We start from the raw sequence: 26,782 nt of genomic DNA on the forward strand, positions 1-26,782 counted from the left end.
GGGACAGGACCCAGCCCATGAGCGACGTCTCCCGCGAGCCCCCGAACGCCACAGCGACCGACCTCCCCCCTCCCGGGACAGCCGGTTCATCCGGTTCATCTGAAAACACCTTTCCGTCGCTGAAACACCCCAGCATCTTTCTTGCGTCACCCGGTGACGTGGCCTACCTGCGCCGCGCCTGCAGGGACGAGATCGAGACGCTGCATCACCAGGCCGCCGACGATCACGGCCTTCGGCTCTACGCCTGGGAGGTCGATACCGCCGAAGACGGTTTCGATGATGCGGTGCCGGCCCAGCAGCAGATTCCCCACCCCTCGGATCCCCTCTGCAGAGGGGTGATCTGCCTTTTCGGTGAAAAGGTCGGTAGCCCTCTGGCAAGCCATCACCCCATCGATGACCTGCGGGTCCTCGATCCCATGAAGCCCGACGACGGCGGCGATAGCCCAGGCCTGGTGATTCCCTGGGACAACGCCTGGGCCGACCGTGGTGGATTCGCCCTTACCGGTTCCACCTTTGAACTGCTGGCCACCCTGGCCTACCGCGAGCGACAGCGCCAGGAGGCATCGGCAGGATCTCGCGCACTGCCACTGCTGCTGTGTCTGGTCGGGCCGAGGGAACTGCTGGACACCACCGAGCCACTGAAAGCCGCCTGGGGCAACTATCGTCACTTTCATGAATGCCAGGACAAGTGCGGAACGGATTCAGCCTGCATCACCAGGCGACTGGAAGACCGCACCCAGCAGCTCAAGCAACTGATCAATCTGGTGGCCTTCGTGCAACGTCGCGGTCACGTCATTCGTGTCATCGATTCTCAGGACGCCTTTATCGGTGAATTGAGACGTTTCATGGAGCGGGACCTGAACCTGGCCCTGACGGCGTCTGATCGAGACCCCTTCAAGGGTCTGGAGTCCTACGACGTCGGGGACCACGCGCTTTTCTGCGGGCGCTCCGACCAGCGAAGCACCTTGAGAGAGGAACTCAAGCAGCGCTGGAACCAGCAGGACCGGGTCCCCGTGGTCTGGGTCGAGGGCGGAAGCGGCTCGGGCAAGTCGTCGTTCCTGCGTGCCGGCATCATCGGGGCCCTGGTAGCGGACAGCGCCGATCATCGCTGCCTTGATTGCATATTGCGCCCTTCCGACCTGGCCCCGGATAGCCGAGCCACGGACACAGCAAGCGGCGACAGATGCGTGCTGACGATGCTGTTCGACGCCATCGTGAAACGCCTGGAAGGCGCCGGCTGGTGCGATGAACCAACTGCCAGGCGAGCTCGCCGTCTGCTGGGAAGGACGTCAACGGACCTGCGTATCGAAGCCCTGAACGAGGAGTTGTGTCTGCTGCTGGACGCCGCCACCACGCGCCTGGCTCGACCTCCTCGTCTGCTGCTGGGGTTCGACCAGTTCGAGGAGATCGTCGACGCTCTGTATGGCGAACAGCAGGAAGCCGAGTTCTGGGATCCGCTGGTGCAGTGGCTCCACGCGGCCCATTCATGCCGCGCCCTGGCCCCGCGTCTGGGCATCTTTGTCACCCTCCAGGGAAACCGTCAGGAGCTGGTGGAGCGCGACAGTCTGCTCAACGAACTCCATGCCACTGGCCAGGTAACGAGGATGTCGTTTCCTCCTGACAACAGTCTCGACGAAATTATTCGCAAGCCCTTTCGGCTGACCGGACGCCTGGCCATCAGCGACGCCCTGGTGGCCCGGCTCAAGGACAATATCCAGCGGATTCGCGGCCATCATGGTCGAGGCGACGCCCAGGACAGCCTGCTGCCGCTGTTGTCACTGGCGCTGCGCAATCTCTACGAGCACGGCCTGCGGCTCGCCGAAGAAGCCACCATCGCTGACTCGGCGTCCCTGGGTGACGCTATCACCACGAGCTTTGGCCGCAGTGGGGACCGCCAGGCCGACGACGACACCCAAGGGCTCAGCACCAGCGCCAGAGCAGGTTTCACCGAGAGCGCGTCTGGCTCCGAGGCCTTCCAGACCACCGGTCACCTTCGTACCCCCGACGGGGGCGACCGCCAGCGGGAGCCCCCCCTGTGGGTACTGGACACCGCCAACGCCGAGGGCCACGACAGTATCGAAGGCGCCATCACCCAACTCGCCAATGAGGCCTTCGAGCAGGCCAAGGCGGCGTCCGGCGCACTGTGGTCGGATAGCGTCGTCGGTGACCTGCTGCGTCGCCTGGTGGATTGGCGCCAGGTCGGCGAAAAGCATTTTACGCTACCCGCCACGGTCTTCCCCGCGGCGGATGCCACAGACGCCTTTCAATTGGCCCGGGCGTTGCGCGAGCGGCGCCTGCTGATCGATGAACGCCACGGGCGTGTCCGCCTGGTCCACGAAGCGGTACTCCATCACTGGCCCCAGGCCAGCGAATGGCTGGAGCGAGAGCGCCCGGTACGCGAATGCGTCCGTCAACTGGTGGGGGAAGCCGAGCACTGTCTTGCCAGCCCGCCCGACGCCGCGCGCTGGAACGCCTATCGCCTGCTCTACCTGGATCGCGCGGCCCGGGTGCTGGCGATCTGGCATGATGTGCTCGGCGAAGGCCCGCCATCGACCAAGGAGCTTGCCCGCCTGCGGGACTTCTGCCTCACCCTGCTGCTGCTGGAAGCCGATCCTGCTGCGGTGGTCACCCAGAGCCCTCGCAAGCCGACACACCTGATCCTGGCCACCTTCTACCAGCGCGCCGATATCATCGCGGCAATGGTGGCCAGAAGGCCCGAGGCGGTCGATCTACCGCGCAAGGATGGCCGCACCGCGACCTTCTGGGCGGTCTGGAAAAACCGCCTCGACCTGTTGCAACCGCTGCTGGCGGCCGGTGCCGATCCTGACCACGCCGATGAGGACCACTGGCGCCCCGTACACCTGGCGGCACAGGCAGGAGCCGTCGACTGCCTGCAGCGTCTGGTGGAAGCAGGGGCCAGCCTGGACGCACAGCAAGCGCCCCACGGCCAGACACCGATGCACCTGGCCGCGCTCGCCGGCCAGCACAGGGTGCTCGACTACCTGATACAGCAACGCGGCCAGAGCCCCGACCTCATCAACGCCAACCGTCAGACCCCGCTGGAACAGGCGATCGCCAACGATCGAGCCGACACCATCAGCCACCTGATTGCCCTCGGGGCCGACCCGGCAGCCCCCCATCAGACGCACTGGAGCTATCTGCACTTCGCCGCCCGCGGCAATCATGTGAAGGCCGCCGAGGCGCTGGTGGCCCAAGGACTCGAGATCGACGCCAGGTTGGCCAACGACGCCACGCCGTTGCACCTGGCCGCCTACAATGATCATCCGGAAATAGCCCGCTGGCTGATTGAACGCGGCGCCGACCTCGGTGCCCTCGCGCTCGCCGCGGACTGGGGCAAGGAAAGCAGCGCCCGGGAACGGCAGGATGCCTGGCGCAAGGAAGGCGCAAAGGGAGTCCCGTCAGGCAAGCTCGGCGACTTCGAACACACCCCCTTGCACATCGCCGCCGCCCGCGGAGCCACCAGGGTGGCCGAGCTGTTGCTCGAGCACGGGGCCGATCCCGCCGCGGCGATCGGCGACGGCCGCACAGCGCTGCACCTGGCCGCCGAGCACGGCCACCCGGATACCCTGGCCCTGCTCTGCCATACAACTGCCACACTCGACGCCAGAGACCATCGAGAAGACACCAAGGCAGAGCAACCGATCCATCAGACCGCGCTGCAGGCATCGGTGACCGGTGGTCATGTCGCCTGTGCCGAGGTACTGCTACGCGCCGGCAGCGACCCGAACACCCAATTGCACTGGCCTGGTCGCAGCCCCTTTGCCGGCTGGAACCTGGTGCACCTGTGCGCCGATCAGGGACATGCCGAGCCAATCAGGCTGCTGGCTCGCCACGGGGCCGACATGCAGGCCACCACCCCGGATGGCCGCACGGCGCTTCACCTGGCCGCCCTGGCCAATCGAGCCGAGGTCGTCACGGCATTGCTGGATCTCGGCGGCGTATCGGTGGATGTCCTCGACAAGCACGCCATGAGCGCCCTGCAGCTCGCCTGCCTCAAGGGCGCGAGCGAGGCGGCCAAGGTCCTGCTCATCGGGCAGGGGGTCATCGAGCAGGCGGACATCGAGCAGGCAACCGAGCCAGGCGTTGCCACAAGAGGAAGCGCCAAGGCGCCCCTAGCCCCCACTCTGCTCCACCTGGCCTGTGTCGGCGGAGCGCTGGACCTGGTCGAGACGCTTATCATGGCGGGGGCAGACTGTGACGCCAGCGACGCCGAGGGCTGGCACCCTCTGCACCTGGCCGTACAGCTCAATCACCAAACCCTGGTCGAACGGCTTGTAGCCGCCGGCGCAGAGGTCGATGCCTGCGCAGAACAGCCAGGCGTCACCGCCTTGCAACTGGCCGCCGAAGGCGGTTACAAGGACATCGCTATCGTGCTGGCAGACGCCGGAGCCGATATTGACATGGCCACTCGTGACCGCGATGCACCGGTGCTGATCGCGCTGTCACTAGGCCAGTTTCCACTGGCGCTGGCCTTGATTCAGCGAAACGCCGATGCGGCCATGCGAACTCGCGACGGACGCAGCGTCGCCCAGGTATACGCTGAACGTCTGACCCGGACATGCACTCGCGACGACGCTGGACGCGCCCTCGAGGACGGCCCGGTGGCCGACCCCAGGATACTTGCCTGGCTCGAAGGCGCGGGTCAGTCCACCGCGGTTATCGAGAAAGCGGTGGCGGCCTTGCGCGCCCCTGCGGCGGATGGGGACCAGGAACAGTGCGCAGGCACCTCGCCCAACGACATGGACCCCGATCCAGCGATTGCCCGCGGCGCTCTCGCCCCGACCCTGGAAGGCAACCCCTGGCAGTACCCCTGGCGGCGCTGCAGGCCGGCATTTGTCGAGTCCCACTGGCCCTGCGGCAGCCGTATTGATGGAAAGCATCTCGCCGACAACAGACTGGTGGCCGACGCCTGCCGACTGCCCTGGTACCCCGACGCCACCCTGATACGCCTGCAACATCCCGACTGGATGCAGGGCCTGGCGCTGTACTTCGTCGAGGAAGGCGCTGCTGGAGACCACGTGCCGCGCCCGCTGACCCGGCTGACCGGTACTGCACCGCCGATCCACGAGTTGAACGCTCGCCAGCCGATCCAGCTTTGCGCTGCCAATGCGCTCGGCTACCTGCGCTTCTTCTGCTTCTTCGTCAGGGGGCCGGACGGTCCCTTCTATATTGTCGATTCGCTCGAGGATCCGCTGCTACCGGTCCATCCCGATATTCAGGCCATCGTCGCCGGAAGCTGTCACGCGCCGCGCCAGGACCCGGCCGATGACGAAGACGTCTATCGCTACCTGGCGACGCTCTACTATGCCGACGCCTTTTTTCTCGCCCGCTTCATGCTGAGCGCCAGCGGCAACATCGAGATGCTCGATGACGAACCCATCGCTGCCGGATTGCCCGAGCGCATCCACGCGCCGCTGGACTGACCAAGCTACGGACGTCAGGACGACGGAACCGAAGAGGCGGTGGCATCTGAACCGCCCCCGGCCATCAGCCGCGATTCGCTCATCGCCAGCGCTTCGGCGATTCGCTCGCCCCCTAGCGGGCCCTTCCTCGAGCGCCAGTACGCCAGAATCTGCGGGAACTGATTGAAGCAAAGCCCCTGTTGACTGACGACCCGCCGATCCAGCGGAAAAAGGCGCAAGCCTTGCTGCATCAGGCCGTACGCTCGCCCCTCTCCCCTCGCTCTCAGCAACTCGACCAGGGTCAGTGGATCGTCGCTACCGAAGCGTTCTCTGGCGGCGGCTCGCGCCTCCATCACACGCTCCAGCAGGACGCGTGCTCGCAGTTGCAGCCGCCTGTCGAGGCGCGCAGCAAAAATGACGGGGGCCAGCCGATTGAGGTCCGCCTGGGTCACGCCGGGCAGCCACACCAGTACACCGGAACGCATGGAAGGCACTAGATCCAGGCGATTCACCTGATCACAGAACAGACAGGCCGTCACGATATCATCGACATTGCGACTGTCAGTCCCCTGGGTCACCGCCTGCTGATACTTGGCGCTGCGAAAGCCACAAAAGCGACAACGGTAGTCGTCCCTGGCCCAGACCGCTTCACGCGCGCCTGGCGGGGCGCAAGGTGTCCCCGTGCACTGATAGCCAAGGACGTCATAGGCGCTGGTGGGGCGCGCCAGGCGAAAACGCAACTTGTCGGCGAGCAGGGAGTCTGGTTCAGACAGGGGACAGGACATGGCGCAACCTTGGCCAGACTGGCCATCCAGAGGACTCGATCGGGACACGGGGCCGCACTACGCAGCCAGTGCGCACCAGATCAAGGCGTGTCGTGGACGCAATCGTGCTTTCATTGACGCCGGTCAAGTTCAGCATAGCCTGCCGGCGCGTCCGCATGACGGTTTCGCCCGTCCATCGCCATGGTCTCGCCTTGGCGGCGCCCGGTTCACGCCTACGACACTGCACACCCGCCCTGCGGCTGGTAACATGAAATGACGCGACAGGCGGCATCACATCAAGCCAACCAGGACGTTGGGGCTCATGCAGCAGTCCCGGGCGGCAAGCGCCCGATACCGCGGCGCGCCGCTATCAGAGATATAGCACACTATCAATGCAGCTATGCTGAAAACGCCGTCGCCCCCCGGAGACCCAATTCCCCTTAGGATCAATTTGTGACAGTCTACTGCGAATCATCATGAGAAGACCCCGCAATGAGCATTGGCTCGCCTCGGTCAAATCCATGATCCCAGTTTTCACCTTTTCCAGGAGTATCGGCATTGATCAGGGTTCTTGTCGCTGACGATCATCACCTGGTACGCACCAGCATCGTTCATCTGCTCAATGCAGAGAAGGACATCAATGTCGTCGGGGAAGCCGCGGACGGAGAAGAGGCCATTGCTCAGACTCGCCGCCTCAATCCCGACGTGGTGGTGATGGACATTCGCATGCCGGGCATCGGCGGGCTCGAGGCCACTCGCAAGATCCGCCGACTGACCTCGGACATCCGTATTCTTGTGCTGACGGCCTTTATCGAGGAAGCCTTTGCCCAGCGGCTGCTGGAGGCCGGTGCCCACGGCTTCATCAGCAAGGGTTCCCAGCACGACGAGATGGTCAAGGCCATCCGCGCGGTGTTCGCCGGACAGCGCTTCGTCAGCCCGGAGATCGCTCAACGGCTGGTACTGTCGCGCATCGACCACGAGGAAAATCCGTTCGATCAGTTGTCCCAGCGCGAGCTTCAGGTCGCGATGATGATCGTCAATGCCCAACGCGTCGCCGACATCGCCGATCGCATGTTCCTGAGCCCGAAGACGGTCAACACCTACCGCTATCGCATCTTCGAAAAGCTCGGCGTCAATTCCGATGTCGCCCTGACCCACCTGGGGCTGCGGCATGGGCTTGTCGAAGGCTTCAAGGAAGACTAGAAGCCAGCCTGAGGCTCTTACCCAATGTGCCGTCGGGGACGATACGTCCCCCGCCAGGCTCTGGTAGCATGAGCTCCCTGACGTGATGTGACAGGGTGAGCCTTACCAGACCATGACCTTCGATGCCCGACGCTTTCTCGAGACCGTCAGCGAATCACCCGGTATCTACCGGATGTTCGATGACCAGTCCAATACCCTCTATATCGGCAAGGCTCGTCGCCTGAAGGCTCGCCTGGCGAGCTATTTTCGCGGCGCACTCAATACCAAGACTCAGGCGCTGGTCGCTCGCATCCACGACATCCAGGTCACGGTGACCAACAGCGAGACCGAGGCGCTGCTGCTCGAACAGACCCTGATAAAGCAGCTCAGACCGCCCTACAACATCCTGTTGCGTGACGACAAGTCCTACCCCTTCGTGTTTGTCACCGACCGTCATCCCTTCCCCGCTCTGGAACACAAGCGCGCAAGGACCCGCCACGATGACGGCCGCTATTTCGGGCCCTATCCCTCCAGCGGCGCCGTGCGCGAAACACTATCGCTGATGCAGAAGGTGTTCCGTATCCGCAACTGCGAGGACGGCGTCTTCGCACACCGCACCCGGCCCTGCCTGCAGTATCAGATTCAGCGCTGCAGCGCCCCCTGCGTGGGCTACATCAGCGAAGAAGACTACCGCCGCGACATCGAACACGCCATCCAGTGCCTGGAAGGACGCAGCGAATCGGTCAGCCAGGAGCTGACCCGCGACATGGAGGCCGCAAGCCAGGCCCTCGACTTCGAGGAAGCGGCACGTCTGCGCGACCAGTTGCAGGATCTGCGCCGTCTGCAGCAGCGCCAGGTGGTGGATACCGGCAGCGGAGACGCCGACGCCTTTGCCCTGGCCTCCCAGCCGGGTGCCCTGTGCATCTCGGTGCTGTCGATTCGTCAGGGGCGTCTGCTGGGGGCGCGGCACTACAGCCCCGCCAACAGCCTCGATCTCGGGGAGCCGGAACTGCTGGGTGACTTCGTCAGCCAGTACTACCTCGGACAGGCCCGGGAGATCCCCACCGAAGTGCTGACCAGCCACGCCGTACCCGACGCCGAACTGATCGCCCGGGCGCTGAGCGAGCATGCCGGACGCCGGGTACGCATGACCGACAAGGTCCGCGGTCACCGCGCCCAGTGGCGTGAACTCGCCCGCACCAACGCCGAGCAGCAACTGGCCGGCCAACTGGCCAACCAGACCCAGCTCGCCAAACGTTTCGAAGATCTTCGCCAAGCACTCGAGCTCGACGAGACGCCGCAACGGCTCGAATGCTTCGATATCAGTCACAGCCACGGCGAGGCCACGGTGGCATCCTGCGTCGTGTTCGACCAGGACGGCCCGCGCAAGAGCGACTATCGGCGTTTCAACATCAAGGGAGTCGCCGCCGGCGATGACTACGCAGCGATGCAGCAGGCGCTGACTCGTCGCTTCAAGCGCTTCAACGAAGGGGAAGGCGTATTACCCGACATCCTGGTCGTGGACGGCGGCAAGGGCCAGTTGAACATGGCGCGGGAGGTGCTCGCCGAGCTCGCCATCAACGGCGTGATCCTGCTCGGGGTGGCCAAGGGCACCACCCGCAAGGCTGGCCTCGAGACCCTCTTTGTCGAGACCGTGGATCGCTCTCTGGCGCTGCCACCGACCTCGCCGGGTCTTCACCTTATCCAGCACATCCGCGACGAATCGCACCGTTTCGCTATCGCCGGCCACCGTGCCAAGCGAGACAAGGCCAGGCGCACCTCGACACTTCAGGATATCCCCGGCGTCGGCCCCAAACGCCGACGTGAACTGCTGCGCTTCTTCGGCGGACTCCAGGGCATAAAGCAGGCCACCCGCGATGAACTGGCTCGGGTCCCCGGCATCAGCGCCACCATGGCAGACACAATTCATCGTGCCCTGCATGGATGAGTTGAGGTATCACGGATAGAATGAACCACTTTGACGGGCGCCAACGTCGTCCGTCGCTTCTTGTCGCCCCCCTCCAGCAAGGACAGCGGTATCGATGAACATTCCCAATATTCTGACCCTGGCACGCATCGTCTTCATCCCCCTGCTGGTGGTGCTGTTCTACCTGCCCTTCGAATACAGCATGCTGACCGCCGCCGCCCTGTTCGGCCTGGCCTCCATCACCGACTGGCTGGATGGCTATCTGGCGCGCAAGTGGGACCAGTCGACGCCATTTGGCGCCTTCCTCGACCCGGTGGCGGACAAGCTGATGGTGGCAGTGGCGCTGGCACTGCTGATCGAGCGCTATGACGCCGCCTGGCTGACGTTGCCGGCGCTGGTGATCATCGGCCGCGAGATCGTCATCTCGGCACTGCGCGAGTGGATGGCGGAGATGGGTAAGCGCGGTTCGGTCGCGGTGTCCTGGATCGGCAAGGTAAAGACCACCCTGCAGATGGTCGCCCTGCTGCTGCTGCTGGCCTTCCCTCCCGGCCACCTGATCGCCGAACTGGGCGTTGTCACCCTGTACGCCGCCGCCATACTAACGCTGTGGTCGATGATCCAGTACCTGCGTGCCGCCTGGCCGCACCTTAGCCGCTCGCTGTAGGCAGCGCTCTGGCGATCCGGGGCCTATTCGAAAATTCAGGGAAAAGCGTTTGACAGTCACCGACTTATCCGTATAATACGTCCTCGAGTCAGGCGGGAATAGCTCAGTGGTAGAGCACAACCTTGCCAAGGTTGGGGTCGCGAGTTCGAATCTCGTTTCCCGCTCCATCATCAGACGATGGATGACTCATGAGGCTGGATGGCAGAGTGGTTATGCAGCGGACTGCAACTCCGTGTACGCCGGTTCGATTCCGACTCCAGCCTCCATTTTTCCTTTCAGGTGTGCCCCGCTTCCCAGAAGCCGTGTCCGATCCCTTCGGACCCTATCGCCTTACCTCTGGCGACGTTCCTGCCCGGATGGCGAAATTGGTAGACGCAAGGGACTTAAAATCCCTCGGTGGCAACACCGTGCCGGTTCGAGCCCGGCTCCGGGCACCAATAGTTTCAATGCCTTACGCTACCTAGTCCCTCGACGCCCTCCTCTCTGGTCGCAATTTGGTCGCAAAGCTTCGGCAGCCTGCCAGCCACTTGATCCAGACGAGAGTCGAACATATGCGCGTACCGGCTGGTCACCACCAAGCTGCTGTGGCCAAGTAGCGCCTGCACCGTCGTCATCACCTCCCCCGCCTCAGCCAGCAGGCTGGCGTAGGTGTGGCGAAGGTCATGAAAGCGCAGATCATCACGCTTTATAGCCCGCCGGGCAGCTTCAAATGCTTTCCGCAATTGATGAGCGTCAGATGCAAACGGCAGGTTGGCCACCAATGCCGCACCATCCTCCGGCAGCGGCACAACCCTGGCCTTGCCACTCTTGGTCTGCCCTGGTCGCAACACGATGCGACCACCCTGGATGTTGCCAGGGTCCAGCGCCAGGAGTTCGCCGCGGCGCAGCCCCGTCAAAGCAGCCAGCGTGATGATTCGCCGCTCCTCCGGATACTCTTCCGGCACAGCCTCAACCAGACGCCGAATATCCCCTGCGGTCAGGTAGACGTGGCGCTCGTTTTTCGGGGTAGGCTTGCGCAGCTTGCCGTCCAGCGGCTGATCCAGCCAATCCCACTCCCGATACGCCAGGCTCAGCACTCGCTTGACCACCTGGGTCCGGTTATTGATTGTGCTTTGGCTGAGCCGCTTCCTGCGCATATCTTTCTGCATCGACCGGGCGGCATCCAACACCTCTTGACCAAGAAGCACGTCTTGCGCGTTCTCGTCGAACCAACTGGCGACTGCACGAATGCTCGCGCCCTGGCTGTTCGTGTCGTACTCGTCGACCCAGCGCAGAAGACCCTCCATGAAGGTCCTCCTCTCCTGCCGACCCATGAGGCCATTGAATTGAGCCTCGTTTAGTTCAGCCTCTCGCTTCGTGGCGAACTGCCTTGCTTCCTTTTCCGTGATAAACGTTCGCTGATATCTGCCGCGCTCACCCGACTCGGTGACGACCCACCTGTTCCGAGATGCGCGGTATCGAACCGTGATACCCATTTGTGTTGCTCCTCTCGTGAGGGGCCGCGCTTGCAGCTCTCAATGTAAGCGTCGACCGCCTCTCGCTCAAACCGTACGTTGCCGCCCAGGGCGACATAGCCAATCAGGTGCTTGATCGCGTAGACCTTGCGCTCACTGATGGCCAAGAGTTCCGCCACCTCGCTCGGCGGCATCAGGGGTGTCATGATCAAGCTCTCCTTCAGGGCAAAAGAAAGCCGCCTCGGTGGGCGGCATGATGATCGGCAGTTCACTGGCGGTATCGTCGCCGCCATTCAAGGAAGTCGCGTAAACAAGGTTCATCTGCAAGGCGGTAGTACACGGTACGGCCTGACCGATCCGCCTTTACAAGACCTGCTTCGCGCATTTTGGTGAGATGCTTGCTGGTCTGATTCTGGGTCAGAGATAGCACCTCAGAAATCCTAGACACACAGATCGGATCGAATTTTTGGACTACATTAAGAATTTCGGCACGAGTAGGGAAAGCGGCTAGATACAGTAGCTCGTCGACATCGAAGGACATGAATGGCTTCCAGTTTTTGCGTTTCACCTACTATACCCCGCAACCCTTGCTCGGGTGGGCACAATGATGCTCACCAGGCTCACTCTGTTTTCCACGGGCGCCGCTGAATCTATACCTGGCATACCAGGAACCGCACCAGCTAAGGTTCATCGCCTCCTCCCGGCTTCGGCGCCGCTGCGAGCATGTCCCGCCATTTGAAGTAGATATTTGACGAGGCTTTTCCGGCATCCAACATTTCGCCAGTTGGCTCCACCGGCACGCACTGCCACGGCTCGCCCGGCGTCGGGATGCGCGGGCCGGCTTTGATCTCGTCTCCGTCTGGGATGAGACTATCCCACCGAGCCAGCCTGGAATCCCAATAGCTGGGCGACCAGTCGTCACAGCCCAGCATGCCTTTCACCCAGTACCACCCGGCCTGCCTACTCATCGCCACCTCCCTCGGCCTGTTGGCGGAATTGGTCGCGAAGGCGTGCGAGGCGCTGAACGATAGTGCTGGCAGTCTGGTGCTTGATGCACTGACAGCCGCCGTTCGTGTGCATGCCATCGGGCTTCTTCACAACGCAGCCCCCATCGGTACAACCAGGCAGCCCTTCGAACGGCCTGTTCAGAAGCTCTGCATCGCGGCGGGCGAGGCTGGTAGCGATTGCGCCCTCTCCGATAGCGTCAAATTCGTCCATGAGATTGCAATCCGCCAATCGCAGGAACTCTCCTGTATCGGCATCTTGGGTCAGCTCGGAATTGGTCAGCCCCACATAGGCGTTACGGTATCGCCCCACATGCGCCGCCAGCGCATTCCTCTCGGCTTCCACCTCCCGAAGCCTGGCACGCAGCGCTGCCGGCTCTCGTTCGCTGAACCTCAAGCAATTATGCGAATCGTTATCAAACACAAGAACGTCTGACCGAGGGTAGTTGCTGGCCAACAGCTTGGCCGCCTTGGCGGTCGCCTGCTCCAGGGTATCGGCATTCTCAATCTGGATGCCTTGAGCCATTTTCTGGCCATCCCTGTACCGATCAAATCTGTAGAATTTCGCCGGTTCTTCCTTGCGTTTCGCTGTCATCACCCCGCACCCCTTCTCGCATCTGTGGCTGGTGTCGTATCGCGTCCCGCCGCAGCGGCTGCATTGCAATGTGGCCATCACCGATCCTCCAGCGCTTTCGCCAGCTTGCCGACCATCGTCAGCCCGACATTGGCCGGCAGGTTGTCGCCCGCCCATTCCCGTGCCGCCCTGACGTCCTCACGCAGCCGCCAGAGTTTCCGCTCCAGCACCCGCTCTCGTTCGCTCTTGCCATCGGGGTCCAGTTCACCCTCTGGCATCCTGGCCTTCTCGATGCATCTGCTCACGATCACCTCCCGCGCTCGCCTGGCATCCAGGCAAGGCTATCCAGCGCTGGCCGCCACTCCACACGCTCGCCGCGTTTGCGCAGCTTCCGAGCGCGCCTAGCGCAGACTGGCCGCCAGCCTAAAATTCGATCTGCGAGGACTTCGTTCCAACCCTTCATGCTGACCCTGATCGGCCCCGGCGCTGGCGAATTGTCTGTGAGGCTGTCTTCGCCAATGCGATATTCCTCGACACTGAAATGAGCAATGGGCACCGTGCTGCCACCCAGGCACAGCACGGCGTTCCCGCTTCGAATGGTCATACCCTTCTCCTCTGTTCTCTGTACGCCCGCCTCGCTTCTCTCAGGGCCAGCGCCCCGCCCGCCATAATCAGCAGGCCGAGAATGATAGCCGCGATCATGCCGCCACCAGGCTGATCTTCTTCTCGGGGCCGCAGTGCGACACGTACTCCCAGGCATCCTTCGGCTCATAGACACCTGCCTCTGCTTCATCGCCGGTATAGCCGCGACCAGCGGGTCTCCACCACATATGCCATTCGCCGGACCAGATCCGCACTTGGTCGAATCGCCCCAGCTTCTCGGGGTGCTTCTTGAGGTGCTGCTGTGTCAGCTTCATCCCGCCTTCCTCCATGCCGGTATCCCGTCGAGCGTGCCGTCGCGCTGGATCCGCCCGTGCTCGTGCCACTGCCGGATCGCCTCTTGGGCTGCCTCCGGCGCTTTCACCAACCGGTACTGGCCCATCACGGCACCGAGGCCCGCCGCCACGTGCCGGGCGCTGAACCGCACCGGCAGCCCCTCCCGCACCCTGATCTCCTGCTGCACGGACACCAGGCCGCGCAGTCTGTCTACTCGCTGCATAACTCCTCCGGCACGTCGACTTCGTCGCCCAGTTCGGCAGCCGCGATGGTTCGCATGGCGGCAACAAGGTGGCTGGTTGCCCAGAGGGCTGATTCACTCGCCGAGCAAATGGCCACAAACCCATCCTGGTGGCCCATGAACTTCATGGCGTAATGTGCAATCAGCGGGCCACCTTGCGACCAGTTACTGGATGGGCAAATCCGGCCCTCCTCAACCTCACGCATGATCGACCGACCGAGGATGTGCACACCATATATCTCGGTCATGATCGGCTTGCAGTTGATAGCGACACCAACCGCCCAATCCAGCGCCGCCCCTTCCAGTTCGCTCGTCTTCACTCGCATACCCACTCCCTCCACATCTGATCGGCCAGCGCCTGCTCGACAGCTCTGGCGCCGACCTCGCCCAATACCTCGATGTCTTCGACCCACTCGGCTGGTGTCATGCGGCCTCCCCTTGCTCAGTTGCCGGCATGAACCGACGCTCGTGGGTGAAGTTCGCCTCAACGATGGCCTTGGCCAGCGGCGGGCACACGCTGTTGCCGATCAGCCGAACCTGCTGATACTTCGGCACCGGCTTGCCGTTTACCTGGGCGAACTCGTAGTGATCTGGAAAGCCCTGCGCTGCAGCCAGCTCATGGGGCTGCAGCATCCTCATGCCGATGTCGACGATGGCGTACTGCTCGCCGGCGATGGTCACGGTGACCAGCCCGAAACGATCCTTCGTCGGCATGGTGTGCATCGGATCATTCATAACCTGGCCAACGCCCTGCCCGTAATATTTCACCAGGAAGGCAGCCACGGCCGCCGCATGGGTGCCGCCGGCACAGATGGTGGGCATCGGCTGCCGCGGATCCCGACCGCCTCGCTCACTGCCCTTGAGGTTCACCAAGCTGACGGCCACCGGCGCGTTGTGATCAGTGGCAGTGATTGTCGGCAGCGGCTTGCGCAGGTCGTCGCCGACAACGCCGGTGTAGTGTTTACAAAGAAATGCGGAGACCAGCGCGAAGCTGCCGCCCTTGGGCCAGGCCGTGACGGTGCGTAGAGGTTCGCCTATGGCGTTGACCAATTCCGAGCCATTGCCGTAGTTGGCGATTGGCACGATTAAGGGGTCGCCACTCTCGACCACGTACCGCATCACGCCCTTGGCAATGCGGCGCAGAGTGGCGTCGGCCAGGGGGCGCTGCCGCTCGAAGATGCTGGGACACGGGATCGACCAATCGATACACTCCGCGGCGGCACGCCAGGGCTGCAGCTTCCCCCTCCGAACGGCAGGCGAGCGCGGGTCGCCATGAGTTGGCTTCGGCCACGTGATGGGCAGCCCATCACGGCGGGCCACCAGGAACAGCCGACGGCGAATGGTTGGGGCTCCGAAGTCGCAGGCTTTCAGGATCCGCCAATCCACCTGGTACCCATGCCGGCGCAAGGCACGCACAAAGCCATTGAAGGTCTGCCCCTTTCGAGCTGGATCCGGCACCAATTGTCCCTTGGCGTTCTTGATCAGCGGGCCCCAGTCCAGAAATTCTTCGACGTTCTCCAAGGCGATGACCCGAGGCTTCACCTTGGCTGCCCAGCGCGCGGCAACCCATGCCAGGCCGCGCACGCTTTTGCTGACGGGGCGCCCGCCCTTGGCCTTGCTGTGGTGACGGCAGTCCGGCGAGAACCAGGCGAGCCCCACCGGACGACCAGCGGCGGCCGTCTCGGGATCGATGTCCCACACGTCAGCAACACTGTGCTCAGAGCCTGGGTGATTCGCGGTGTGCACGGCGATGGCCGTGGCGTCGTGATTGATGGCGAGGTCTACTGGCCGGCCCAGGGCCTGCTCGATCCCCTCACTGGCTCCGCCGCCGCCGGCGAAGTTATCGACCACCAGCTCGTGGCCGAACAGGTTCAGACTGGTCATGCGCTTCTCCATGGCATAAAAAAAGCCACTAGATGGTGGCCTCTAAGAAACGGATGGGTTTTATCTATCGTTAGGCCGGAGTCGGAACCTGAAGACAGAGACTTTCGTACAACCATCTTCAGGCTGCGCAAAAAAGTTCAGCGACAAATTTTTCGAGTTGGTACAGTTAGATTCTCAACCCCGAAAAGGACACACCAAATGATTGATAAGCATAAGGAAATCATCGGAATACCAGAAACAAGCGACCTGGTTAGCAAGGGTAGCACTTGGAAACAAAAGCACGGATGGGATACTGATACGTATGTTTACGAAGAGCGAGATAAGGCAGGGGCTCTTCTAGCGAAATACGAAGTGGATGATGCAACACATATGTATCCGCCCTTTGAAAACGAGGTCACGTTTCGAAAATTCACGAACTAGTACCTTGGCGCCAGGTTAGATACCTGGCGCTTCCTGCTAGGCCGCCCGCTTGATCCGCAGGCGCATTCGATAGGCATTGCTGGCTTGACGACGGGCCGCGTTGACGCGGGCCTGAAACTGGACCGGCGCGGGCATCTGCTTGACCCGCTTTAAGATGCTGGAGTAGCTGGTCGATATGCCCTGCCGCTGCAGATGGCTGACGACCTGACGGATGGACATGCACTGGACCTCGATGCAGTCCTGTACTGTCTGGTCGATCTCGGTCCAATCTCGCCGACGCCAAGCGCCGCGGCGACGGGGGTCAGTAAAACCGCTGCGCTTGGCCAAGCCATGTACCTGGTCTCGCCCAAGCCCCAACTCTGTTGCGATGTCCTGGTAGGTGGCGCCCTCATCGAGACGGCGCTTCACGTACTGTTTTTCTGTGGTCTTCCATTGGTGTTGTTCCATACCGCCTCCCACAAAAAAGGCCCCGGTGTGGGGCCTGTTTGCTCAAGCGGCGCGAAGATGCTCCATGGCATCGTCATACCCGCTCCAGTTGTCGACGCCGGCGGCTTCCAGCGCATCCAGCTGGTCCCGAGCAGCCAGTAGCGCCTCGTACTCCTTGCGACTGATCGTCACCGTGTCAGGCTGCTCGACTTCGCGGGCTGGCTTGAGTGCGGCACCACGTTCGGCAGCGGCAGCGATCTTGCTGGTGTCGAGGGGGCGGCGCTCCTCGGTAGCGGGCTCTTCCTTGCCGGCGGCGATGGACTTGTCGATGGCTTCCTTGTTGGCCGCCTGTGCCTTCGCCTTGGCTTCTTCCTCCTGCCGGATCTTCTCCCGCTCCGCCTCGAGCCGCTTCTGCTCCTCCTGCTTGTGGTGCGCGATGCGGTTCTCGACCTGAAGCTTGATGAACTCGGCATCCCGCTGGATCAGGTCGCGCCAGTCGCTAAACAGGAAGCCGTAGTCGCCCTGATGCTTCTCGATCAGCGCCTTGTTCTCGCTGATCTGGTTGGCGAGTTGCTGGCACTCGACCTTGGCCCGGGCCACCTCGTCATCGGCCGCGGACTGCAGGGTGGCGATGGTCTTCTTGCCCTTCATGGCGCCGGCTACGTTGAGGCTGTGCCGGGGCTCAACCGGGCAATCCAGCTTGGCCAAGAAGTCGTCAAAGGCCTGGTGCGCCTTCTGCTGGATCTCTAGTCGGCGGTTCTCTTTCTCGGCCTTCACCAGCTTGTCGAGATGCAGGCGCTTCTGTCGCATGGTCTCGCGCAACTCGTCGATGGTGCTGAACAGCTCAGAGATGCTTGCCGTCTGTTCCAGAGCAGCCTTCTTGCTGGCCTCAAGCTGCTTCTCGCCCTTCTGCAAGAACTTCACGGTCTCGGCGGCATCGGCGAAGTGCTGATCGGTAGTCAGCTTGGTGCGGATACCTTCGATCATGCCCATGGCACGGGCCTTGAAGTCGGGCAAGTTACTCGCCTGAACTGCCCCGGTAAGGTCGATCTTGAGCACCGGCAGTGCTTCGGGCGCCTCGCCCTGGGGCGCGACAGTCTGCTCGGTAGGTTGGTAGGCTTCGAGATCTGAACTGAACTGTTCCCAGCCGGCGACAAGCTGGCTGGCATGGAAATCATCGAGAGTGACCCAGATGCTGACCGTGTTTTCCTCGGTACCGTCCGTGACCATGTAGAGCCACTTGTCTGCACCGCTCACTACCAGCTGCTGAACCACCTGCCAGTAGTCCTCTTGCGGCACCTCGCCCGCTCTCACTTCCTCAGCCTTCGAAGCGTTCCACTGCTTGCACTCCCAGCCAACATCCTCAAGCATCGTGATGCCATCGAACGAGGCTAGCAGAGTACCGTCATCAGACACCGCGGTGACCGGGTAAAGCTCCTCGCCAACGATGCGTTCCGCGATGGGGCGAGCCGCGGCCTCGATGCGGTGGCCTTTTTCGAGCACGTTCTTCTGGAACCACGCACTGAACTCCTGCTCTGAGCCGGTAGCCTTCATGTGAAGCAGCTCGTTGCGCTTCACGTTCTTCGAGCAGGCCATCATGATCGAGGCCTCGCTGGCAGTGAAATAGCGGGAGCGGTAGGCGCACCACTCGTCGCTGCCCTGAACCAAGTCGATGATCTTCATGCCGCCACCTCCAAGATCTGCTGTTTCTGTTCTTCGCTCAGCTCGGCTTTGCTGCTGACCATGTTGATGATCTGCTCAGGCGTGCGCTTGCCGGCTTCGATGGCGTCTCGCCACTTGGGGAAGTTCGCGTTAAAGGAGTCGGCGGGATAATGCTCAAGCGCTGGTCGTGCCGGCTCGCTGCCTGCTGGATAGATTTCCCGCTCGGTAGGAATGTCCTGAGCCTCCTCGACGGTGATCAGGCCGCCCAGGGCGTCGGCGAACTTGTCTCGCAACGCATAGCCGCGGGCGCGCCACATGAGCATCCGCTTGGGGTAGGTCTGCCAGGGACCGGCTTTACCCCACAGCTTGGCGCGCTCGGCGTCTGCCTGGCTGAAGGTGACCGTGTGCGGCTTGGCGTCACCCTTGCGCCAAACGGTGCAGGTGGCGGCCATGCTGGCATCGTCGAATGACTCCTCGTGCCCACCGAAAGCTGGATGGCTCTGAACCAGAGCGAGCAGTGCGTCCCCGTAGATCGCCGGCTTGCCGTTGATGACTGCGATGTTCTGCAGCGCCTGAATCGGGTTTAGGCCCAACTCCGACCCCATCATCATGGCCACCAAAGTGTCCTGCGGCTTCTGCTGGTAGGGCTGCGGGACCATCTGGCTGCTAGCCAGCATCTGAGCCATCTCCATGGCCTCGCTCATACTGTTTGGCTGCAGGGCAAAGCCGCCGCCCTTGGGTCGTGTAATTGCATTCATGCTGCTACCCTCTCCTCGATACTGTTGGTATCCGCCCCAGTCCGACCGCCATCGGCTGGGGCTTCTCGTCAGTCAACCCCGTGATGGATCGTTCCGGTGGACTGGATCATCGACCGCATGGCGTCGTAGCCGTGGCGATGTCCGAATTCCCGGTCGATCGGCTGGCTGCTACAGCCGGCCAAGGCCAGGGCGGTGATCAAGATCAGTGCTCGCATGCTTTCCTCCTCATGCCGCCCAGGCGCCCCGCTCTCTGCGGTGCTGCTCGAGCAGCCGGTCGTAGTCGTCGTCGGTCAATTTCCGCTCGAGCCATGCCGCCGGAAAACCGCGGCGGTCGAGGATGTCGAACTCGAACTCCTCCGACTCGTCGGGATCGCAATCGCCGTATCCCCAGCCGGTGGTGCGCATCGGCGCCCCAGGGCTGTAGAACGTCACCCGGCACCGGCACGGAATACCGGCAACTGTGGTCATGAACGTCATGCCGCCGCCCTCCTCCGGTAGTGCTGGTCCAGGGCGATCTCGATCGCTCTATTGACCTCCGAGCCGCCCCGATAACCGTTGCTAAGAAACACCTCGGCAACGGCCATGATCAAACCGTCCATCGATAGCTGGTCAGCCATCAGAGCCTCTTTGATCGCGTCATCGACCGGGTACGCTCCAGGCTCTTTGCCAGCTTCCCGCAAGGCTTCGATGTCGCGGCTGTGCTTGCTCCATCCGCTCGTGCACATACCTACCTCCTGCTGCTTATCACAGCGCCGATGAATGCCAGGGAGTAGAGAAGGGCCGCCACCGCGACCCAGCAGTGATCAGGGCTCATACCGCCCTCCAAATCTCGATCGGCGGCGTCACACTCTGGGCCGCCATGGCCTTGCGACGCTGCCAGCGCTCTTTGCGCAACCACCGCTTGCGGTGCTCGCTCGTGATGATCTTGTCGGCCCATTGCTCGCCGATGAGAGGCCGCAGCCCGAGGCGACGGCGTGCTGTGTCTGCGGTCATGCGACCTCCTGGAATTAAAAAGCCCGCACGGTGGCGGGCAAATGCAGGGAACAGATGGTGATGCGGGTGCATCGAGCTGGCGGCTGCCCTTTCAGGGACGGCTGGGCGCTCCCGGCCTTCTCAACCGCCACTTCGATGGCCCCGTACTCTGGCCCGGGGCGGGGCGCTGGGCCTCTCTATCGCGGTGGATCGCGGCATGATGGCCTCATGCGGGGCTGGTTCTCATTCGGTGTAGATCACCCTTACTCCTCTCCTTAGCGCATCTATCTCCTGATCCTTCCTTTCCAGCACTAGGCGCACAAGTTCGGCGGGCGGAGTTCCCAGTGGGCCGTGCTTCTCAATCATGCTGTCAGATAGATCAAGCTCGTTTACGACATCCTCGAGCATGTTTTCCAACTCAGGTTTCGACCAGCAACTCATCACTCCCCCTCGCCCGTAGGCTCCGTTGTCACGCCCTGCGGCGCAGCTCGCTGTAGATGTCCTGCATGAACTCCCGGCCCTGCATTCCAGCCAGCGTCTCGACGCCCGCCTTCCTGTCTTCCTTATGGGCATCCAGCGCTTCGAAGGCCTTGCACGCCATGTGCTCGACGACCCGCTGCGCCTCTTGCGCCACTTCCCGACCCATCCGGGCCATTTCCGCATCGGTCTCCGGCATGCCGTTCTCGCTGATCCAGCGCTCGGCGGCGAGCAGGTGGTGCGGGGTGATCATGTCTTCGGTGATGTGCATCTCGACTCTCCCGTTGTCATCCGTCAGCCCTCTCGGCGAGAAGGCTGGTGGATAACCCTTTAGGGTCGCGGCTCGCCCTCTGTTGGGGCCTCGCCTCGCCAGCTCCGACTTCGCTGGGTCTCCGGGTCGGCTACATCCGGTAGCTCGGGTGGTGGGCTGCTGCCCTGTCCACGCCTCCCAATTTAAGCATGCTGAAATGAATCGTCAAGCAGAATGCTTAAAGAAATTTCAGTTTACTGAAACACAAGGCGCAAAAAAGCCCGCTCAGGGCGGGCAATTTTTCAGTGCTGTTAAAGGTTTATGCGAAGACTTCCCACCAGAAGACCCGGCCAATGATTTTTGGCGCGTCGGGGTCGCTGATGCTGTACGTCTCTTCTGGATACTCGATCTGGTTGTCGCTCACCACGCGCATTCGGTTGAGCGGCGCGCGGTACAGTCGCTTCACTCGCAGCATACCCCCGTGATCCAGGGCGTATATCTGGCCATCAACAATGTGTGTGGTGCCTTTATCGATGCCGATGGGCGAGCCATCCATGATCACCGGTTCCATTGACGTGCCGGTAAGCGTGGCGCAGGCCGCATTATGGGGCTGGACACCGGCTCGAGCCAGGCGCGCCAGACTGAACTTCATGTACTGCCCATGGTTTTCAATGACCTGGGTGCGGCCGTCTCCGGCAGCCATCTCCACCTCCCTGAAGAACGGGATCTCGATCTCGTCGGACGCCAAGGGCGCATCGTCCTCGACGATCTCGGTTTCATGGAACTCCAGCTCATCCTTCGGGCGCCCATGCATCAGCCCCTTCCCCTCGACGAGCCAGGTATAGGACACGCCCGTAGCGCGAGCGAGCTTCAGCAGCTTCTCGGCTTTTGGCGCCTTGGTTTCGCCGCTCAGCCACTGGGTGACGGCGGACGGGCTGACCTGGCATCGCTTGGCAATCGCGCTCTTGGATTGCCCGCTGTGCTCGATGGCCTGACGGATTCGGTCGCTGATGTTCATTTTAGCGAGCTTAAACCCATCGCCTTTCAGTATGCTTGCGGAAAGCACTTCAGCATGCTTAAATTGCTGCATACAGGAGGTCCCCATGACTACCGCAGACGCAATCAAGTATTTCGGCGGCAAGAAGATCGACCTGGCTCGAGCCATCGGAGTTTCCCCCTCAGCGATCACCCAGTGGGGTGAGGACGTTCCTACTCTCCGCCAGTACCAGATTGAGCGGTTGAGCAAGGGGAAGTTGAAGGCCCGGCCCAGTGCCGCTTAACCACACCCATAGATTAACCCCGCCCTGTCACCGCCGACAGGATCGAGAACAGAGCAGAGTTCAACACATGGATAAATTCACAGCATCGATTCAGGAAGTGGCCAAGGAATACGGGCTGGAGCGCCTCGCTGGGGATTTAGGCATGACCTACAACTGCCTGTCCGCACAGCTCAACCCAAACAACGGGCGCCCGCTGTCACTGAGCAAGTACTTCCAGCTGATCCGCTTTGCTCGCGATGCACGCCTGGTGCAGCCGCTTCTCGATCAGATGGGGATGGTGGCGATTCAGAAAGGCGCTCGCGACGACGACGCCACCCTGTTCGATCTGGTGATCAACCATCAGGTCGCAGCCGGCACAGTGGCGCAAACAGTGCGTGACGCGCTGGCAGACAGCCGAATCAGTGCTCAGGAGCGCAAGGAGATCCGCAAGGCGGTGCGCGCTGAGATTGACGCTCTGACCTCGCTTGAGGCGGAGCTGGAGGAAATGGCCGAGCCGAGACTGGCGAAGGCCTGATGCAACGAAGCCCCGCCGGCGACCAACCAGAACGGGGCTTCATCACTGACTCAAGGTGATAGGTGAATCATGACAGATACCGCTCAGATATTCCAGTTCCCAAGCGCGCCCGAGGCGCCCAGGGAAAAGCGAGGTGCGCAGTTGGAAGACGGATATGTCCGCACTGCCAACGCTATCGTCGAGGCGCTTTGCAAGGCGCCATTGACGAGCAGAGAGGCCCGCGTCGTTCGTGCAGTAGAGCGCGCCACCTTCGGGTGGGACCGCTCCTCTACGCGTCTCTCGCAAAGCGTACTGGCCAAGATGACCGGCCTGACGACCAAGCGTTGCAGCGAAACCGTGAACGGCCTGTTGGTCAAGAAGGTTCTTCGTCGCGATGGCGGCTCGCAGGCACCGATCGGTATCAATACCCGCACCAGCGAGTGGGATTTCTCGGCTCAAAAGTCCCGGGTGTCCCCAAAACGGAAGCCTGATCCAACTTGGGGACTCCGACCCCAAAATGGGGACGAAAAACGTCCCCAAGATGGGGACACAAATACAGACACTACAGACACTCTAGAACCTAAAGGTTCTAGAAAGTCCTCGAAGAAATCCTCGCCGAAGAAATGGGGTGACCCCGTTGACCACGAGATGGCCGAGCAAATGTTCGCCGCCATCAGTGCCGACCTGACCAACCCCAAGCGTCCGAACATGAGCTCCTGGGCAAACGAGTTTCGCCTGATGCGAACCCGTGACGAGCGCACCGTCGAACAAATCCGTTTCCTGATCACCTGGACTGCCCAACACCAGTTCTGGTCAGGCGTCATCCTCAGCCCCGCCAAGCTGCGCGCCAAGTGGGACCAGCTCGAAATCCAGGTCAAGAAGCTCAAGGAGTCTCGTCATGAAAACCGCATCTCAGCTGGCAACCGTCGCGCAGAGCAGGATCGTGTCGCAGCGAGCCTCGCAGACCCCTACGACACCTCCTGGGCGGAAGGCCTGTTCGACGAAGGAGAAGCGCAAGGAGGAGATTCAGGCGTTGGTGAATCGGGCGTTTACTCGGCTGGAGGCGATTTTTCCGAGGACCTGGCGGATGTCGTTCTCGACGAACGAGATGCTTCAACTGGCCAAGCGGGAGCTCGGATTTTCAATGGCGAGGTGGTCATCACTGCCGACGATGGAATCGCTCGACATGGCTATTGAAGAAATCAAGCTCGAGGGCGGGAACTGGCCGCCATCCATCGCTGAGCTCTGCCGAATCTTCAAACCGAGCCTGAAAGACTTCGGGCTGCCGGAACCCGAGATCGCCTTCCGCGAGGCTTGCACCTATGCAGGCCGGATTATGGAGCACCACTGGAGCCACCAGGCCGTCATGGACGCCACCACTGCCACCGGCTCGTGGGATCTTCGCCACTGCTCCAGCGAAGGCGAGCGATACCGGCTGCGCAAGGTGTTCTTTGCCGAGTACGAGGCGCTGTGCAATCGACTCCTCGAAGGCGGCGAGCTGGATGACCGGGTAGCCCTTCTCGAAAGCGATGAGATGAAAAGCGATATCCGCAAGGCCCAAGAGGCCAGTGAGCGAAAGGCTCAGCAGGAGGCGGAGGATTTCTGGCGAACCCGTGGCGAAGAGCCGCCGAAGAGCACCGAAGAAACCATCGCTCGAATCAAAGGGATTCTCGCCGAAGGGGGTGATGCATGAGCGGACGCATCTGGACCGAGGCCGAGTTGACCACCCTTCGCCAGCGCCTGGCCGAAGGCGTTACCCACCGAGCCATCGCCGAGGAGCTTGGCCGGACCAAGAGCTCTGTCAACCACAAGGCGTGGGACTTGGGCCTGACTCGCCAGGCCGGCCCCCGCCAACCCTGGACACGCCAGGAGCTGGACAGGCTCGAGCAGATCATTGCCAGCGGTGCCACCTACCAACAGGCAGCCGACAAACTGGGGCGCTCCCGCATTTCGGTGCGGGGCAAGGCCGCCGACATGGGGCTGTGCAACCCAGAGCGGGTCGGGGCCTTTCGCCGGAAAGACGCAGCCCTGGTGGCCGAGATCCACGACATCCTGGGCGACTGCATCGACTTCAAGGGCATGAACTGCTCGGAGTGCACCGCCTACCTCAATGCCATCGGCTACGAGGTCAGCAATTCGTGGGTCCACAAGCAGATCGGCGTGCTGGGCCCTAACTACCGCCGTTGGGCCAGGGAGAACACCAAGCGTCGCCGCTCCCTGATCATGAGCATGCGCAGGAGGGCCGCCGCATGAACGCCGCCATCAAGTGCAACTACCGATCAACCATGACTGACTGCCCAGCGCACGCCGTGCACATGGCTGTGAACCGTGCCGAGATCAGCGGGAGGCGATACGGCGTTTTCTCATGCGGAGAGGGCAAGTTTCGCGTCCGCCGCGTCAAGGGCCGCCCTCAAAGCGCCCTGGAGATCATCACGCCCTCCTGGAGCTACGACAAAGCGTACCGCGAGGAGGTGGTATGAGCAGCAAAGAGCTGACCTACCAGATCGCCACCCTGCGGGACCTGGGCGGCGTCATCCAGATGGCGGCCCGAATGGCTGGCCGGGGCCTGGAAGCAGGCCCTGTCGAGCTGGTGCTTCGCCGGCCCAAAAACCAGCGCAGCCTCGACCAGAACCGCCGTCTGTGGGCCGTGCTGTCCGACGTCAGCCGGCAGGTTGAGTGGTATGGCCGGTACCTTTCCAAGGATGCCTGGAAGGACATCTTCAGCGCTGCCCTGGAGCGCCAGGACGTGGTGCCGGGACTGGAAGGCGGCTTCGTCATGATCGGCGGCCGCACCTCGAAGATGACCAAGCAGCGTTTCGCCGACCTGCTGACCCTGATCGACGCCTTCGGGGCCGATCACGGCGTCCAGTGGAGCGATCCCGCCCTGCGTGTGCTCGATGAATACCGGGAGGCCGCCGCATGACCCCGACATTCGCCCTATTCGCCTTCGCCATCGTGTCCTGCCTCGGCGCCTGCGCAGCCCTGGCTTGGGCGCAGCGTGAGGAGAACCGCCGGGCCCGCGAGGAGATGCGCAGCTTTCTCGAGCAGATCGACAGGAGGGATTCATGAAGCGCTCAGCCCTCCAGCGGAAGACACCGATCCGCAACCGGGCGCCGATGGCCCGCAAGCCCATGCAGAAAGCCCGCAGAAAGCCGCAGAAGGCGTCGAGCGACACCCGGTGGCGTAGTGAGCGTTACCTGGCGTTCGTCCGGTCCCTGCCCTGCTGTGCGTGCGGCGGGGCTGCCACGGACGCCCATCACTGTATCGGGCTGCACTGGGGCCTGTCTGGCATGGGCACCACAGCGCCGGACAGCTTCGCCATGCCCGTCTGCCGGGAGTGCCATCAAGCGATCCATGCCAGCCCCGAGATGCAGGCCCGACAGCCAGGGTGGCTGATCGACACCATAAACCGTGGCCTCGACCACTTCACTGACGAGCCCATCGTCGGCGCCCTGGCCGACGCCCTCGAGTTCATCGCCGCCAAGGAGGATGCCCATGGCTGACCACATCGACAACGCCCTGCTCCGTCATGAGGAATCGGTCTCCGATCGCGTGCGCATCTTCGTGCCGTACCTCGCCAGCAGCACCAATGTGGCTCTGCGCCAGAACCGGTTCGCCCGCAGCCGGGAAGTCAAAGACGCAGCCTGGGCGGCCAAAGCAGCTTGCGCGGGCATAAAGCCGATCAACGGCATGGTCGACCTGGTGTTCCAGCCGCGACTAGGAAAGGGGCAGCGCACGAGGGATACATCCAACTATTCCGCCAACGTGAAGCACGTGGAGGATGCCCTGGTGGCTGCGGGCGTTCTGCCCGACGACCGGGGCGAGTACGTCCGCCGCATCATCATGGAGCCGCCAGAGATCGACCGTAAGAGCGAGACCGGCACCTGGGTAGAGATCATCCCAGTGGAGGCGGTATGAGCGACAAGCAGAGCGAGCGTCCGCCAGATCGGCGCTACCACAACGACCCGAGGCGCCGGTCGTGAAGTGGTCA

The 26,782-nt window shown here is 62.5% G+C and carries 36 protein-coding genes and 3 tRNA genes; 19 read left to right on the top strand and 20 right to left on the bottom strand.

Features of this window, described 5'->3' with window-relative positions; genetic code table 11:
* Window positions 1-17: 17 nt before the first annotated feature.
* On the top strand, window positions 18-5,444 hold the full coding sequence (locus tag NFG57_RS11005; RefSeq protein WP_348814309.1) for an ankyrin repeat domain-containing protein: 5,427 nt from the start codon (window positions 18-20) through the stop codon (window positions 5,442-5,444).
* A gap of 14 nt (window positions 5,445-5,458) precedes the next feature.
* Here NFG57_RS11005 and NFG57_RS11010 read toward each other — a convergent pair whose 3' ends face one another.
* Window positions 5,459-6,208 carry a hypothetical protein gene (locus NFG57_RS11010; RefSeq protein ID WP_348814310.1) on the bottom strand — a complete coding sequence of 250 codons (750 nt, stop codon included), beginning with the start codon at window positions 6,206-6,208 and terminating at the stop codon, window positions 5,459-5,461.
* A gap of 537 nt (window positions 6,209-6,745) precedes the next feature.
* Here NFG57_RS11010 and NFG57_RS11015 point away from each other — a divergent pair.
* The 6 genes from NFG57_RS11015 (at window position 6,746) to NFG57_RS11040 (ending at window position 10,397) form a co-directional block, all read left to right on the top strand.
* Complete coding sequence (locus NFG57_RS11015; RefSeq protein WP_045994188.1) at window positions 6,746-7,390, top strand: response regulator; 645 nt, start codon at window positions 6,746-6,748, stop codon at window positions 7,388-7,390.
* A 112-nt stretch (window positions 7,391-7,502) separates the two neighbouring features.
* Entirely contained in the window at window positions 7,503-9,317 is a 1,815-nt protein-coding gene (gene uvrC / locus NFG57_RS11020) for an excinuclease ABC subunit UvrC (RefSeq protein ID WP_045994189.1), read from the top strand.
* A gap of 94 nt (window positions 9,318-9,411) precedes the next feature.
* Window positions 9,412-9,960, top strand: a complete 549-nt coding sequence (gene pgsA, locus NFG57_RS11025; protein ID WP_108133171.1) for a CDP-diacylglycerol--glycerol-3-phosphate 3-phosphatidyltransferase — start codon at window positions 9,412-9,414, stop codon at window positions 9,958-9,960.
* 92 nt (window positions 9,961-10,052) lie between these two features.
* Window positions 10,053-10,127 (top strand) — tRNA-Gly (locus NFG57_RS11030).
* Window positions 10,128-10,152: 25 nt separating this feature from the next.
* Window positions 10,153-10,226 (top strand) — tRNA-Cys (locus tag NFG57_RS11035).
* A gap of 84 nt (window positions 10,227-10,310) precedes the next feature.
* A tRNA-Leu gene (locus NFG57_RS11040) sits at window positions 10,311-10,397 on the top strand.
* Window positions 10,398-10,403: 6 nt separating this feature from the next.
* On the opposite strand, the gene NFG57_RS11045 is transcribed toward NFG57_RS11040, so the two are convergent.
* Window positions 10,404-11,246: a site-specific integrase gene (locus NFG57_RS11045; protein WP_348814311.1), complete on the bottom strand. Its 843-nt coding sequence runs from the start codon at window positions 11,244-11,246 to the stop codon at window positions 10,404-10,406.
* Window positions 11,247-11,296: 50 nt separating this feature from the next.
* A complete protein-coding gene (locus NFG57_RS11050; RefSeq protein WP_348814312.1) occupies window positions 11,297-11,620 on the bottom strand; it encodes a helix-turn-helix domain-containing protein in 324 nt (107 codons plus the stop codon).
* Here NFG57_RS11050 and NFG57_RS11055 point away from each other — a divergent pair.
* Window positions 11,619-11,807: a hypothetical protein gene (locus NFG57_RS11055; protein ID WP_306168797.1), complete on the top strand. Its 189-nt coding sequence runs from the start codon at window positions 11,619-11,621 to the stop codon at window positions 11,805-11,807. The two genes, NFG57_RS11050 and NFG57_RS11055, sit on opposite strands and share 2 nt — an antisense overlap.
* 287 nt (window positions 11,808-12,094) lie before the next feature.
* On the opposite strand, the gene NFG57_RS11060 is transcribed toward NFG57_RS11055, so the two are convergent.
* The 8 genes from NFG57_RS11060 to NFG57_RS11095 all read right to left on the bottom strand — a co-directional run bounded on the left by NFG57_RS11060 (window position 12,095) and on the right by NFG57_RS11095 (window position 16,053).
* The gene (locus NFG57_RS11060; protein WP_348814313.1) at window positions 12,095-12,382 is read right to left on the bottom strand and encodes a hypothetical protein; all 288 of its coding nucleotides are present in this window, start codon (window positions 12,380-12,382) and stop codon (window positions 12,095-12,097) included.
* Window positions 12,375-13,013, bottom strand: a complete 639-nt coding sequence (locus NFG57_RS11065; RefSeq protein ID WP_348814314.1) for a hypothetical protein — start codon at window positions 13,011-13,013, stop codon at window positions 12,375-12,377. The genes NFG57_RS11060 and NFG57_RS11065 overlap by 8 nt, the downstream gene beginning before the upstream one ends.
* Before the next feature lie 77 nt (window positions 13,014-13,090).
* A complete protein-coding gene (locus tag NFG57_RS11070) occupies window positions 13,091-13,297 on the bottom strand; it encodes a hypothetical protein (RefSeq protein ID WP_348814315.1) in 207 nt (68 codons plus the stop codon).
* 2 nt (window positions 13,298-13,299) lie between these two features.
* Window positions 13,300-13,596: a hypothetical protein gene (locus NFG57_RS11075; protein WP_348814316.1), complete on the bottom strand. Its 297-nt coding sequence runs from the start codon at window positions 13,594-13,596 to the stop codon at window positions 13,300-13,302.
* A gap of 94 nt (window positions 13,597-13,690) precedes the next feature.
* The gene (locus tag NFG57_RS11080; RefSeq protein WP_045995234.1) at window positions 13,691-13,909 is read right to left on the bottom strand and encodes a hypothetical protein; all 219 of its coding nucleotides are present in this window, start codon (window positions 13,907-13,909) and stop codon (window positions 13,691-13,693) included.
* Window positions 13,906-14,151 carry a hypothetical protein gene (locus NFG57_RS11085; protein ID WP_108133166.1) on the bottom strand — a complete coding sequence of 82 codons (246 nt, stop codon included), beginning with the start codon at window positions 14,149-14,151 and terminating at the stop codon, window positions 13,906-13,908. The genes NFG57_RS11080 and NFG57_RS11085 overlap by 4 nt, the downstream gene beginning before the upstream one ends.
* Entirely contained in the window at window positions 14,139-14,495 is a 357-nt protein-coding gene (locus NFG57_RS11090) for a phage protein NinX family protein (protein ID WP_348814317.1), read from the bottom strand. The genes NFG57_RS11085 and NFG57_RS11090 overlap by 13 nt, the downstream gene beginning before the upstream one ends.
* Before the next feature lie 97 nt (window positions 14,496-14,592).
* Window positions 14,593-16,053 (bottom strand): DNA cytosine methyltransferase, encoded by a 1,461-nt coding sequence (locus tag NFG57_RS11095; protein WP_348814318.1) that lies wholly within the window; start codon window positions 16,051-16,053, stop codon window positions 14,593-14,595.
* Window positions 16,054-16,251: 198 nt separating this feature from the next.
* On the opposite strand from NFG57_RS11095, the gene NFG57_RS11100 reads away from it, so the two are divergent.
* Window positions 16,252-16,473 carry a hypothetical protein gene (locus NFG57_RS11100; RefSeq protein ID WP_348814319.1) on the top strand — a complete coding sequence of 74 codons (222 nt, stop codon included), beginning with the start codon at window positions 16,252-16,254 and terminating at the stop codon, window positions 16,471-16,473.
* A 36-nt stretch (window positions 16,474-16,509) separates the two neighbouring features.
* Here the strand turns inward: NFG57_RS11100 and NFG57_RS11105 are convergent, their stop codons facing one another.
* The 9 genes from NFG57_RS11105 to NFG57_RS11145 all read right to left on the bottom strand — a co-directional run bounded on the left by NFG57_RS11105 (window position 16,510) and on the right by NFG57_RS11145 (window position 22,108).
* The gene (locus NFG57_RS11105; protein ID WP_348814320.1) at window positions 16,510-16,920 is read right to left on the bottom strand and encodes a hypothetical protein; all 411 of its coding nucleotides are present in this window, start codon (window positions 16,918-16,920) and stop codon (window positions 16,510-16,512) included.
* Window positions 16,921-16,962: 42 nt separating this feature from the next.
* On the bottom strand, window positions 16,963-18,582 hold the full coding sequence (locus NFG57_RS11110; protein ID WP_348814321.1) for a YqaJ viral recombinase family protein: 1,620 nt from the start codon (window positions 18,580-18,582) through the stop codon (window positions 16,963-16,965).
* Entirely contained in the window at window positions 18,579-19,319 is a 741-nt protein-coding gene (locus NFG57_RS11115) for a recombinase RecT (RefSeq protein ID WP_348814322.1), read from the bottom strand. The genes NFG57_RS11110 and NFG57_RS11115 overlap by 4 nt, the downstream gene beginning before the upstream one ends.
* Window positions 19,320-19,387: 68 nt before the next feature.
* Window positions 19,388-19,534: a hypothetical protein gene (locus tag NFG57_RS11120; RefSeq protein WP_289105172.1), complete on the bottom strand. Its 147-nt coding sequence runs from the start codon at window positions 19,532-19,534 to the stop codon at window positions 19,388-19,390.
* Window positions 19,535-19,544: 10 nt separating this feature from the next.
* Window positions 19,545-19,796: a hypothetical protein gene (locus tag NFG57_RS11125; RefSeq protein ID WP_348814323.1), complete on the bottom strand. Its 252-nt coding sequence runs from the start codon at window positions 19,794-19,796 to the stop codon at window positions 19,545-19,547.
* Window positions 19,793-20,044: a hypothetical protein gene (locus tag NFG57_RS11130; RefSeq protein ID WP_348814324.1), complete on the bottom strand. Its 252-nt coding sequence runs from the start codon at window positions 20,042-20,044 to the stop codon at window positions 19,793-19,795. The genes NFG57_RS11125 and NFG57_RS11130 overlap by 4 nt, the downstream gene beginning before the upstream one ends.
* An 85-nt stretch (window positions 20,045-20,129) precedes the next feature.
* Window positions 20,130-20,312, bottom strand: coding sequence for a hypothetical protein (locus NFG57_RS11135; protein ID WP_348814325.1), 183 nt, complete (start codon window positions 20,310-20,312; stop codon window positions 20,130-20,132).
* Window positions 20,313-20,760: 448 nt separating this feature from the next.
* Complete coding sequence (locus tag NFG57_RS11140) at window positions 20,761-21,039, bottom strand: hypothetical protein (protein WP_348814326.1); 279 nt, start codon at window positions 21,037-21,039, stop codon at window positions 20,761-20,763.
* Window positions 21,040-21,337: 298 nt separating this feature from the next.
* A complete protein-coding gene (locus tag NFG57_RS11145) occupies window positions 21,338-22,108 on the bottom strand; it encodes a helix-turn-helix transcriptional regulator (RefSeq protein ID WP_181248704.1) in 771 nt (256 codons plus the stop codon).
* A gap of 13 nt (window positions 22,109-22,121) precedes the next feature.
* On the opposite strand from NFG57_RS11145, the gene NFG57_RS11150 reads away from it, so the two are divergent.
* From NFG57_RS11150 to NFG57_RS11195, 10 genes are all read left to right on the top strand, one after another.
* Window positions 22,122-22,298 (top strand): Cro/CI family transcriptional regulator, encoded by a 177-nt coding sequence (locus NFG57_RS11150; protein WP_108133153.1) that lies wholly within the window; start codon window positions 22,122-22,124, stop codon window positions 22,296-22,298.
* Between the two features lie 67 nt (window positions 22,299-22,365).
* Window positions 22,366-22,812 (top strand): phage regulatory CII family protein, encoded by a 447-nt coding sequence (locus NFG57_RS11155; RefSeq protein ID WP_348814327.1) that lies wholly within the window; start codon window positions 22,366-22,368, stop codon window positions 22,810-22,812.
* 69 nt (window positions 22,813-22,881) lie between these two features.
* A complete protein-coding gene (locus tag NFG57_RS11160) occupies window positions 22,882-23,988 on the top strand; it encodes a replication protein (RefSeq protein WP_348814328.1) in 1,107 nt (368 codons plus the stop codon).
* Window positions 23,879-24,484 (top strand): hypothetical protein, encoded by a 606-nt coding sequence (locus NFG57_RS11165; RefSeq protein ID WP_348814329.1) that lies wholly within the window; start codon window positions 23,879-23,881, stop codon window positions 24,482-24,484. Before NFG57_RS11160 ends, NFG57_RS11165 begins: the two co-directional genes overlap by 110 nt.
* Entirely contained in the window at window positions 24,481-25,044 is a 564-nt protein-coding gene (locus NFG57_RS11170) for a hypothetical protein (protein WP_348814330.1), read from the top strand. Before NFG57_RS11165 ends, NFG57_RS11170 begins: the two co-directional genes overlap by 4 nt.
* Window positions 25,041-25,271, top strand: a complete 231-nt coding sequence (locus NFG57_RS11175; RefSeq protein WP_108133147.1) for a hypothetical protein — start codon at window positions 25,041-25,043, stop codon at window positions 25,269-25,271. The genes NFG57_RS11170 and NFG57_RS11175 overlap by 4 nt, the downstream gene beginning before the upstream one ends.
* Complete coding sequence (locus tag NFG57_RS11180; protein WP_289105072.1) at window positions 25,268-25,714, top strand: recombination protein NinB; 447 nt, start codon at window positions 25,268-25,270, stop codon at window positions 25,712-25,714. Before NFG57_RS11175 ends, NFG57_RS11180 begins: the two co-directional genes overlap by 4 nt.
* Window positions 25,711-25,860: a hypothetical protein gene (locus tag NFG57_RS11185; RefSeq protein ID WP_348814331.1), complete on the top strand. Its 150-nt coding sequence runs from the start codon at window positions 25,711-25,713 to the stop codon at window positions 25,858-25,860. Before NFG57_RS11180 ends, NFG57_RS11185 begins: the two co-directional genes overlap by 4 nt.
* Window positions 25,857-26,294 (top strand): DUF968 domain-containing protein, encoded by a 438-nt coding sequence (locus NFG57_RS11190; protein ID WP_348814332.1) that lies wholly within the window; start codon window positions 25,857-25,859, stop codon window positions 26,292-26,294. The genes NFG57_RS11185 and NFG57_RS11190 overlap by 4 nt, the downstream gene beginning before the upstream one ends.
* Complete coding sequence (locus NFG57_RS11195; protein WP_348814333.1) at window positions 26,287-26,709, top strand: hypothetical protein; 423 nt, start codon at window positions 26,287-26,289, stop codon at window positions 26,707-26,709. Before NFG57_RS11190 ends, NFG57_RS11195 begins: the two co-directional genes overlap by 8 nt.
* Window positions 26,710-26,782 lie beyond the last annotated feature (73 nt).

This window comes from Halomonas sp. H10-59, from assembly GCF_040070555.1.
Lineage (GTDB): Bacteria > Pseudomonadota > Gammaproteobacteria > Pseudomonadales > Halomonadaceae > Halomonas > Halomonas litopenaei.